Here is a 9,863-nt window from a genome sequence, read left to right on the forward strand (position 1 = left end):
CCATGAATGACCTTGGCCAAGAAACTCGTGCTTTTGCTGATGGCGGCAGGAATGCTGCTTGCCGTCTTCCTCGAAAGCGTTCCGGCGCAGAGCGAAGAGATGAAACACGACATGGCTGGCATGTCGATGGGCGCGACCGGCCCTTCGACCGAAGGCTACAAGGCGGCGATGGACAAGATGCACGCCGACATGATGGCGTCGCAATACACTGGCAACGCCGATGTCGATTTCGTCCGCGGCATGATCCCGCACCACCAGGGCGCCATCGACATGGCCAAGGTCGAGCTTGCCAACGGCAAGGACCCGGAAATCCGCAAGCTCGCCGAAGGCGTCATCGCCGCGCAGGAAGCCGAGATCAAGCAGATGCAGGACTGGCTGGCCGCGCATCCGGTGAAGTGAGCCTTTCGCGACCGGGAGATTTGGGCGAGAACGCCCCTGGATTCTCTCGCCCGCCCTGTGATGCGATTCGGCCTCGAACGGAGCCTGCCATGCCATCCACCATCAGAACCACCACGCTGCCCTCTGGCGAAACCGTTCAGGTGCTCGGCCAGGGCACGTGGAAGATGGGTGAGGATTCGCGTCGCCGTGCCGATGAGGTCAACGCTCTCAAACTCGGCCTCGATCTTGGCATCACGCTGATCGACACCGCCGAAATGTATGCCAGCGGCGGCGCCGAGGAAGTGGTGGCGGAAGCCATTGCCGGGCGCCGCGCCGAGGTCTTCGTTGTCTCGAAAGTTCTGCCATCGAACGCGTCGCGCGCGGGTGTTCAGCGCGCCTGCGAGAACAGCCTCAAGCGCCTGCGCACCGACCGCATCGATCTCTACCTCCTGCATTGGCCGGGCAGCGTGCCTTTGGCCGAGACGGTCGAGGCCTTCGAGGCCTTGAGGAAGGCCGGCAAGATCCGCCATTGGGGCGTCAGCAATTTCGACACCGAGGATATGGAGGACCTTGCCGGCTTGCCCGACGGCGGCAACGTCCAGACCAATCAGGTGCTTTACAATCTGGTCCGGCGCGGCCCCGAATTCGATCTGGCGCCCTGGAGCCGTAAGCGCGGCATTCCCTTGATGGCCTATTCGCCGGTCGAGCAGGGCGCGCTGGCGCGCAATACCAGGCTTGACACCGTCGCCGCCCGCCACAATGCGACCGCGGCACAAATCGCCCTAGCTTGGGTGATGCATCAGGACGGCGTCATCGCCATTCCGAAGGCCAGCAGCCAGGAGCATGTCCGACAGAATTTTGCGGCGCTCGACATCAGGCTTGCGCCGCAGGACATTGCCGATCTCGACCGGGCCTTTCCGCCGCCGACACGCAAGCGTGGGCTGGAGATGATCTGACTACTTCCCCGCCAGCCCCTTCAGCCGGTAAAGCGCCTCCAGCGCTTCCCTTGGCGTCATCTCGTCGGGGTTGATCTCGCCCAGCGCAGCGCCGAGCGCGTCGCTCTTCACCGGCTTCGGCGCTTCGCGCTTCACCGCCACGGAAAACAACGGCAGGTCATCGACCAGCCGGTTGGCCTTGCCGGAAACCTCGCCTTCCTCCAGCTGGTGCAGCACCTGCTTGGCCCGGTCGACCACCGCTTCCGGCAGGCCGGCGAGCCGCGCCACCTGCACGCCGTAGGAGCGGTCGGCCGCGCCTTTGCCGACCTCGTGCAGGAAGACGACGTCGCCTTCCCATTCCTTGACCCGCATGGTTACGTTGTGGAGCCGCGCCAGCTTGCCGGCGAGCGAGGTCATTTCATGGAAGTGGGTGGCGAAGATCGCCCGGCAGCGGTTCTTCTCATGCAGATACTCCACCGCCGCCCAGGCGATCGACAGGCCGTCGAAAGTGGCGGTGCCGCGGCCGATCTCGTCGAGGATCACCAGCGCCCGTTCGCCGGCCTGGTTGAGGATGGCGGCCGTCTCGACCATCTCGACCATGAAGGTCGAGCGGCCGCGCGCCAGATCGTCCGAGGCGCCGACGCGCGAGAACAGCCGGTCGACGACGCCGATATGGGCCGATGCCGCCGGCACGAAGGAGCCGGTCTGGGCCAGGATGGCGATCAGCGCGTTCTGCCGCAGGAACGTCGATTTACCGCCCATGTTCGGGCCGGTCAGCAGCCAGATCGCGCCGTTCTTGGCGTTCCCCTCCGGCGACAGGTCGCAGTCATTGGCGACGAACGGTCCATCGCCCGAGCGGCGCAAGGCCTGTTCGACCACCGGATGCCGGCCGCCCGATATCTCGAAGGCAAGGCTGGAATCCACCACCGGCCGGCACCAGGCTTCGCTCTCCGAAAGCAACGCCAATGCCGCCGAGACATCGAGCGTGGCGAGCGCGTCGGCACCGGCACGGATCTTTTCAGCCTCGCCGACCGCTTCCGCCGTCAACGCATCGAAGGCCGCCAGTTCGATGCTGAGCGCCCTATCGGCAGCATTGGCGATCTTGGTCTCGAGTTCGGCAAGCTCGGTCGTGGTGAAGCGCATGGCGTTGGCCATGGTCTGGCGATGGATGAAGCGCGCCTTGGCGCCATCACTGCCGGTCATCACCGCATGGTGGTTGGCGGTCACCTCGATGTAATAACCCAGCACATTGTTGTGCCGGATCTTCAGCGAGCGGATGCCGGTCTCCTCGATCAGCGAGCGCTCCAGCCCGGCGATCACTTTTCGCGATTCGTCGCGCAGCGCCCGCATCTCGTCGAGTTCCGGGTGGTAGCCGCCGCGCAGGAAACCGCCGTCGCGCTTCAACAGCGGCAGTTCCTCGCCGAGCGCCTGCATCAGGTGCCGGGCAAGCGCCTGCGGCAGCGCCTGGATGGCGGCCATCGCCTCCGCCAATTCCTCGGGCAGGGCGGTTGCGGCGAAGATTTCAACGATGGCGTCGGCCGCCTCGAAACCGGCGAGCAGCGCGCCGAGGTCGCGCGGGCCGCCGCGGTTGAGCGCCAGCCGCGACAGCGCGCGCGGCATGTCGGCGACGCTCTTCAGGCTCGTTCGCACCGCCTGGCAAAGCCGGGTTTCGGAGCGGAAGAACGACACCGAGTCCAGGCGCGCGCCGATTGCCGCCGGGTCGGTCAGCGGCGCCATCAGCCGGTCGGCGAGCAGCCTGGCGCCGCCGCCGGTCACCGTGCGGTCGATCGCCTTGAACAGCGAGCCCTCGCGGCTGCCGGACAGCGTGCGTAACAGTTCGAGATCGCCGCGCGTCGCCGGATCGATGAACAGGGTCGAGCCCTGCTCCTCGCGCTCCGGCCGCGACAAAGGCGGCCGCTCGGCTTTTTGCGTCTTCTCGACATAGGCGATGGCGCCCGAGATCGCCGACAGCTCGGCCCGCGAAAACGTGCCGAAACTGTCCGGCGTCGCCACCTCGAAGAAGCGGGCGATGCGCCCGGTGGCCGAGGCCGAATCGAACAGCGATGGCGGCTGCGGGTTGGCGACGCGGCCGAGCACGTCGAACACCGGCCTCAGTTCCGGATCATGGAACACCGGCTCGGCGACGATCAGCTCGCGCGGATCGACACGGAAGATGTCGGCCAGCAGCCGGTCGGCGGTGGTCTCGGCAACGCGGAAGGCGCCGGTCGAGATGTCGATCCAGGCAATCGCGAAGGAATGGTCGCTGCCGCCCTTCACCCGCCCCAACGCCATCAGGAAACTCGATTCCGACGGCGCCAGCAATTTGTCCTCGGTGATGGTGCCCGGCGTCACCAGCCGCACCACGTCGCGCCGCACCACCGACTTGGAGCCGCGCTTCTTGGCCTCCGCCGGATCCTCGATCTGCTCACAGACGGCGACGCGGAATCCCTGGCCGATCAGCTTCTGCAGATAGTCGTCGGCCGCATGCACTGGCACGCCGCACATAGGGATGTCGTGACCCTGGTGCTTGCCGCGCTTGGTCAAGACGATGCCCAGCGCGCGGCTTGCCTTTTCGGCGTCGTCGAAGAACAGCTCGTAGAAATCGCCCATGCGGTAGAACAGCAGCGAATCCGGGTTCGCCGCCTTGATCTCGATGAACTGCTCCATCATCGGCGTGACGGCGGCCGCGCCGGGCTGTGGCGGCGTCGTCACCTCGGGGGAGTCGGGCTCGTTCGCTATATGCATGTTCATGGCGCGGCACGCTAGCAGATGTGATGGCCGGGTTTAATGCCGGGGCTTCGAAAAGCAGGGGAAGACCGAGGCGATCGTTTGCACGCAATTGTCCTTCGCCCCGCGATTCCCGCGCGCTGGCGGTTTACACGCGGCGGCGCGTGGTCTTAATTCGGACCGAAACAAAGCACCCGCTTCAAGGAGGTGCTGCACCGGTGAGGAAATCAAAAGCATCATGGCCAGGAAAACCGAGAACAACGGTCCGTCCGTCAGCGCGCAGGAAGCGCTCGAATTCCACGCGATGGGCCGGCCCGGCAAGCTGGAGATCGTCGCCACCAAGCCGATGACGACGCAGCGGGATCTGAGCCTCGCCTATTCGCCGGGCGTCGCCGTGCCGGTGCGCGCCATCGCCGAGGATCCCAGCCGCGCCTTCGACTACACGACGCGCGGCAACATGGTCGCCGTCATCTCCAACGGCACCGCCATCCTTGGCCTCGGCAATCTCGGTGCACTGGCCTCCAAGCCGGTGATGGAAGGCAAGGCGGTGTTGTTCAAGCGCTTCGCCGATGTCGATTCCATCGACCTCGAGGTCGATACCGAGGATGCCGACGAGTTCATCAACTGCGTGCGCTTCCTCGGGCCCTCCTTCGGCGGCATCAACCTGGAAGACATCAAGGCGCCGGAATGCTTCATCATTGAGCAGCGCCTGCGCGAATTGATGGACATCCCGGTCTTCCACGACGACCAGCACGGCACCGCCATCATCTCGGCCGCCGGCCTGATCAACGCGCTCGAAATCACCGGCCGCGACATGAAGACGACGAAGCTGGTCTGCAACGGCGCGGGCGCCGCCGGCATCGCCTGCATCGAACTGATGAAGGCGATGGGCTTCGCGCCCGAAAACATCATCCTGTGCGACACCAAGGGCGTGGTCTTCCAGGGCCGCACCGAAGGCATGAACCAGTGGAAGTCGGCGCATGCGGTCAAGACCGAGGCGCGCAGTCTTGCCGAGGCGCTCGACGGCGCCGACGTCTTCCTCGGGCTTTCGGCCAAGGGCGCGCTGACCACCGCCATGGTGCAGTCGATGGCCAAGAATCCGATCATCTTCGCCATGGCCAATCCCGATCCGGAAATCACGCCGGAGGAAGTGGCCGAGATCCGCACCGACGCCATCATGGCGACCGGGCGTTCGGACTATCCGAACCAGGTCAACAATGTGCTCGGTTTCCCCTACATCTTCCGTGGCGCGCTCGATGTGCGGGCCACCACCATCAATGACGATATGAAGATCGCCGCGGCCCGCGCGCTCGCCGAACTGGCGCGCCAGGATGTGCCCGACGACGTCGCCGCCGCCTATCAGGGCAACCGGCCGAAATTCGGTCCGAACTACATCATCCCGGTGCCGTTCGACCCGCGGCTGATCTCGGCCATTCCGCTGGCGGTGGCCAAGGCGGCGATGGAGTCGGGCGTCGCCCGCAAGCCGATCCTCGATCTCGACCGTTACGCGCAGGAACTGTCGGCCCGCCGCGATCCGATCGCCTCGACCCTGCAGCGCATCTACGACCGCGTGCGCCGCCAGCCCAAGCGCATCGTCTTCGCCGAAGGCGAGGAGGAACAGGTGATGCGCGCCGCCGTTTCCTATGTGAACCAGCGGCTCGGCACCGCCATCCTGCTCGGCCGCGACGACGTCATCAAGGAAAACGCCAAGCACGCCGGCATCGACCTCAACAAGCAAGGCATCGAGATCATCAATGCAAGGCTGTCGCGCCGCAACGGCATCTACACCGACTATCTTTACGAGCGCATGCAGCGCAAAGGCTTCCTGTTCCGCGACTGCCAGCGGCTGATCAACAACGACCGCAACCACTTCGCCGCCTGCATGGTGGCGCTGGGCGACGCCGACGGCATCGTCACCGGCGTGACCCGCAACTATTCGACAGCACTCGACGACATCCGCCGCGTCATCGACGCCAAACCCGGCCACCGCGTCATCGGCGTCTCGATCGTGCTCGCGCGCGGCAAGACTGTCCTCGTTGCCGACACCGCCGTGCACGACATGCCGAACGCCGAGCAGATCGCCGATATCGCCGAGGAGGCGGCTGGCTTTGCCCGCCGTATGGGCTATGAGCCGAGGCTCGCCATGCTCGCCTATTCCACCTTCGGCCACCCCCAGGGCGAACGCTCCGAACGCGTCCAGGAGGCCGTGCGCATCCTCGACAAACGCCGCGTCGATTTTGAATATGACGGCGAAATGGCCGCCGACGTCGCGCTCAATGCGCGCGCCATGGCGCAATACCCGTTCATCCGCCTCACTGGCCCGGCCAATGTGCTGATCATGCCGGCCTTCCACTCGGCCTCGATCTCCACCAAGATGCTGCAGGAACTCGGCGGCTCGACGGTCATCGGCCCGCTGCTGGTCGGCCTGAACAAGCCGGTGCAGATCGTCTCGCTGAACGCCAAGGACAGCGATATCGTGAATATGGCAGCGATTGCGGCGTATACGGCGGGGACTTGAGCGGAGGTGCGCGCAGAGGGCGGAAGCCAATGATCCAGCTCTTCGAACGCGGCGGCGCTCGAAACGCCGTCGGCTCCCCATAAGAGATTGATAAGATTCAGCTGATATAGGGAAACTCTTGCCGACATGCCGTAACGGCATCCACGGCGCGCTCAGACCGCTAAATGGGGGTGCGGCCATGAAGCATGACGGAGTTTCCGTATCCGCGGTCGGCCCAGTGGTCTACCACGACGAGCGGCTGGACGCCTTGCTCAGCATCACCGGCCGCATGGACGGTTATCTCTACCGTTGCCGCAACGACGCGTCCTACACCATGCTCTATATCAGCGACGGCATCTTCACCGTCAGCGGTTATCGGCCGAGCGATTTCATCCACAATGCGGTGCGCGACTATGTCTCGGCCATCCACCCGGATGACCTGCCGTCGGTCTATGCCGCCGTCGACGCCGCGCTCGAGGCGCGCTGCAACTGGAACGTCGACTACCGTATCGTGCCGAGGGCCGGCGAACCGCTCTGGGTCCGCGAGATCGGCGGCGGTGTCTGGGACGACGCCGGCGAACTCGAATTTCTGGAAGGCTTCGTCGTCGATATCAGCGACCGCAAGGTGGTCGAGGACCTCAACGCCCAGCTGGTCCTGGATCTGAAGACCGCCAACGAGGAACTCTCCGCGCAAAAGCGCGAGATCGAGGTGGCAAAGCAGCAGAGTGACCATTCGGCCAACCACGATCCCTTGACCGACCTGCCCAACCGGCGTGCCTTCCACAGCGAGCTCAAATCGGTCGTCGCCCGCTGCGGCGCCACCGGCGAGGCGGCCGGGCTACTGTTCATCGACCTCGACCGGTTCAAGGAAGTCAATGACACGCTCGGCCACGAGGCCGGCGATACGCTGCTGCAGCGCGTGTCGAGCCAGCTTCGCTCAATCCTGCGCAGCGCCGATTTCGTCGCCCGGCTCGGTGGCGACGAGTTCGCCTTCCTGTTCTCGGCCGATAGCGACCTGGCCCAGCAAAAGGCCGTGCGCGTCGCCGAACGCATCCTGGAAAGGCTGCGGATCAAGGTGCCTACGCCCAATGGCGCCATCCAGGTCGGCTGCACCGTCGGCGTGGCGATGTATCCGGCGGAGGCCGCCGATTGCGAAGCGCTGATCGCGCTCGCCGACCGGCTGATGTATATCGGCAAAAAGAGCGGCCGCAACCGGCTGGTCACCGCGAGCGAAATGGCGCCGCAACAGCCATCGTCCAAGCCTCGCCTGCGCAAGACGGCGTAGCTATAGGCGCGAACTATGCCGACTCCGAAACCCGAGGTTTGACCGCGCCGGCTTCAGCCCGGCGAGAACGCCCGCGCCGCTTCGACCACTTCCTCGATCTGGTCCTGCCGCAGCAGGTCGATCGGAATGCGGCCGTCGAGCCGCGCTGCCGGGCGCGTCAGCCACAGCCAGGCCAGGCGCGGATTGCCAATCAGCGACTGCACGTCGCTTATGCCCGCGACCGGCCTGCCGTCGACGAACTGCGCCAGCGGGAAGACGTGCTTGCGGCCGCCCTTGCGCAAGGCGATGACGTCGCCGCGCCTTTGCCAGCGGTGCAGGGTCGAGCGGGCGATGCGCAGGTTTTCCTCCAGATAGGTCGAGCCGGCGACACGGCCGGCCCAGTCCTCGATCAGCATCGATTCGAGGTCGTCGGACCGTGGCAGCGCGGCAAGCGTTTCATCGGCCGGCAAAGCCGTCGGCATATCCATGGCGCCGGCTTCGCTGCGGCGCGCGGCTTCGGCCGCCAGCGCGCGCACGAATTTCGAGGCAAGGCCGGGAAGGTCGGCATGGATGGCATCGATGGCGCGCTGGTGCTTCGGCGACAGCAAGGTGACGGCGGATGCTATGCTGCCGGCAATCTTGCCGACCGAGACCACGGTGGACCGGTTTATGGCTTCGTCGTAATGGGAAAGCGCGCGCTCGACGTCCTCCGCGACCATCTCCGCGAAGTCGTCCTGTCCAAGGCCGCTCGTCTGAAATCTGCTCATGCATCTGTCTTCCGGCCGCGCGCGCTCCTCCCTCAGCCGCGGCCGTTTGCTGAATGTCTACTGCGGAAAACGGAAATCATGGCGGCGACGACTCGCGCCGCCCGACAGCTGGCTGTCTTGCATCTTTTCAACATCCCATCTGACTGCGGACGCCCCGAAATGTCAGTCGCGGGACGCTCTCGATTTCGTGTAGGAGCGGTATGTGACAACCGCGCGACGGTGAGAAGCGAGGCGCTTTTCCTTCTCCCCTTGAGGGAGAAGGTGGATTGGCGCGTAGCGCCAAGACGGTTGAGGGGTGTTCCAGCGGAGTGAGACGTTGGCGTTCCCTGGAACACCCCTCATCCGACCTCGCTTCGCGAGGCCACCTTCTCCCACAGGGGAGAAGGAAGAAGCGGCTGCTACAGCAACCCGGCCTGTTCCGCCTCGCGGCGCAGGTTCTGCCTCGGCCTTGGGCCGATCTGCTGGATCACCAGTCCGGCGGCCAGTGAGCCAAGGTCGCCGCAGGTCTTGAGGTCGTGGCCTTGTGTGTAGCCATGCAGGAAACCGGCGGCGTAGAGATCGCCGGCGCCCGTCGTGTCGACCAGCTCCCGGATCGCCGTCGCCTGGATGACCACGGTCTCATCGCCGCGCACGATGACCGAGCCTTTTTCCGAACGGGTTACGGCGGCTATCCTGCAGTCCTTGCGGATTTTGGCCAGCACCTCGTCGAAGGACGATGTCTGGTAGAGCGACTTGATCTCGTGACTGTTGGCAAAGACGATGTCGACCGTGCCCGAACGCATCAGCTCGAGGAATTCGTCGCGGTAGCGGTCGACGCAGAACGAATCCGACAGCGTCATGGAGACTTCGCGGCCTGCGGCGTGCGCCAGCCTTGCCGTCTGCCGGATCGCTTCCTTGGCGCGCGGCGGATCCCACAGATAGCCTTCGAAATAGGTTACCTTGGCCCCAGAGGCCTTGTCGGCCTCGACATCCTCCGGCCCAAGCTCGACGCAGGCGCCGAGATAGGTATTCATCGAGCGTTCGCCGTCGGGCGTGACGAAGATCATCGAGCGCGCTGTCGGCGGCTCGCCCGTGAGCGGCTTGGTGTCGAAGGCGACGCCCTGCGCGCGGATGTCGTGCGCGTAGATTTCGCCTAGCCCATCGTTGGAGACCTTGCCGAAGAAGGCGGCGCGTCCGCCGAAGGAGGCGACGCCGGCCGCCGTGTTGCCGGCGCTGCCGCCGGAGGCTTCGATCGCCGGACCCATGCGGCTGTAGAGCAGTTCGGCGCGGTGGGTGTCGATGAGGTTCATCGCGCC

At 65.4% G+C, this 9,863-nt stretch carries 7 protein-coding genes; 4 read left to right on the top strand and 3 right to left on the bottom strand.

Annotated elements, in window-relative coordinates; all coding sequences use genetic code 11:
- Positions 1 to 6: 6 nt before the first annotated feature.
- Both copM and ACWGS8_RS20625 read left to right on the top strand, forming a co-directional pair.
- The gene (gene copM, locus ACWGS8_RS20620) at positions 7 to 399 is read left to right on the top strand and encodes a CopM family metallochaperone (protein WP_140888331.1); all 393 of its coding nucleotides are present in this window, start codon (positions 7 to 9) and stop codon (positions 397 to 399) included.
- A gap of 89 nt (positions 400 to 488) precedes the next feature.
- The gene (locus tag ACWGS8_RS20625; RefSeq protein ID WP_454582638.1) at positions 489 to 1,334 is read left to right on the top strand and encodes an aldo/keto reductase; all 846 of its coding nucleotides are present in this window, start codon (positions 489 to 491) and stop codon (positions 1,332 to 1,334) included.
- On the opposite strand, the gene mutS is transcribed toward ACWGS8_RS20625, so the two are convergent.
- Positions 1,335 to 4,064, bottom strand: coding sequence for a DNA mismatch repair protein MutS (mutS, locus tag ACWGS8_RS20630; protein WP_454582639.1), 2,730 nt, complete (start codon positions 4,062 to 4,064; stop codon positions 1,335 to 1,337).
- A 214-nt stretch (positions 4,065 to 4,278) separates the two neighbouring features.
- Between mutS and ACWGS8_RS20635 the strand changes: the two genes are divergently transcribed.
- Positions 4,279 to 6,558 (top strand): NADP-dependent malic enzyme, encoded by a 2,280-nt coding sequence (locus tag ACWGS8_RS20635; protein ID WP_454582640.1) that lies wholly within the window; start codon positions 4,279 to 4,281, stop codon positions 6,556 to 6,558.
- Positions 6,559 to 6,736: 178 nt separating this feature from the next.
- Positions 6,737 to 7,822: a diguanylate cyclase domain-containing protein gene (locus ACWGS8_RS20640; RefSeq protein WP_454582641.1), complete on the top strand. Its 1,086-nt coding sequence runs from the start codon at positions 6,737 to 6,739 to the stop codon at positions 7,820 to 7,822.
- Between the two features lie 53 nt (positions 7,823 to 7,875).
- Here ACWGS8_RS20640 and ACWGS8_RS20645 read toward each other — a convergent pair whose 3' ends face one another.
- Both ACWGS8_RS20645 and ACWGS8_RS20650 read right to left on the bottom strand, forming a co-directional pair.
- A complete protein-coding gene (locus tag ACWGS8_RS20645) occupies positions 7,876 to 8,568 on the bottom strand; it encodes an antitoxin Xre/MbcA/ParS-like domain-containing protein (protein WP_454582642.1) in 693 nt (230 codons plus the stop codon).
- A gap of 398 nt (positions 8,569 to 8,966) precedes the next feature.
- On the bottom strand, positions 8,967 to 9,863 hold an 897-nt coding region (locus ACWGS8_RS20650; RefSeq protein WP_454582643.1), incomplete at its 5' end, for an adenosine kinase.

It is taken from the genome of Mesorhizobium sp. 43Arga, from assembly GCF_053714255.1.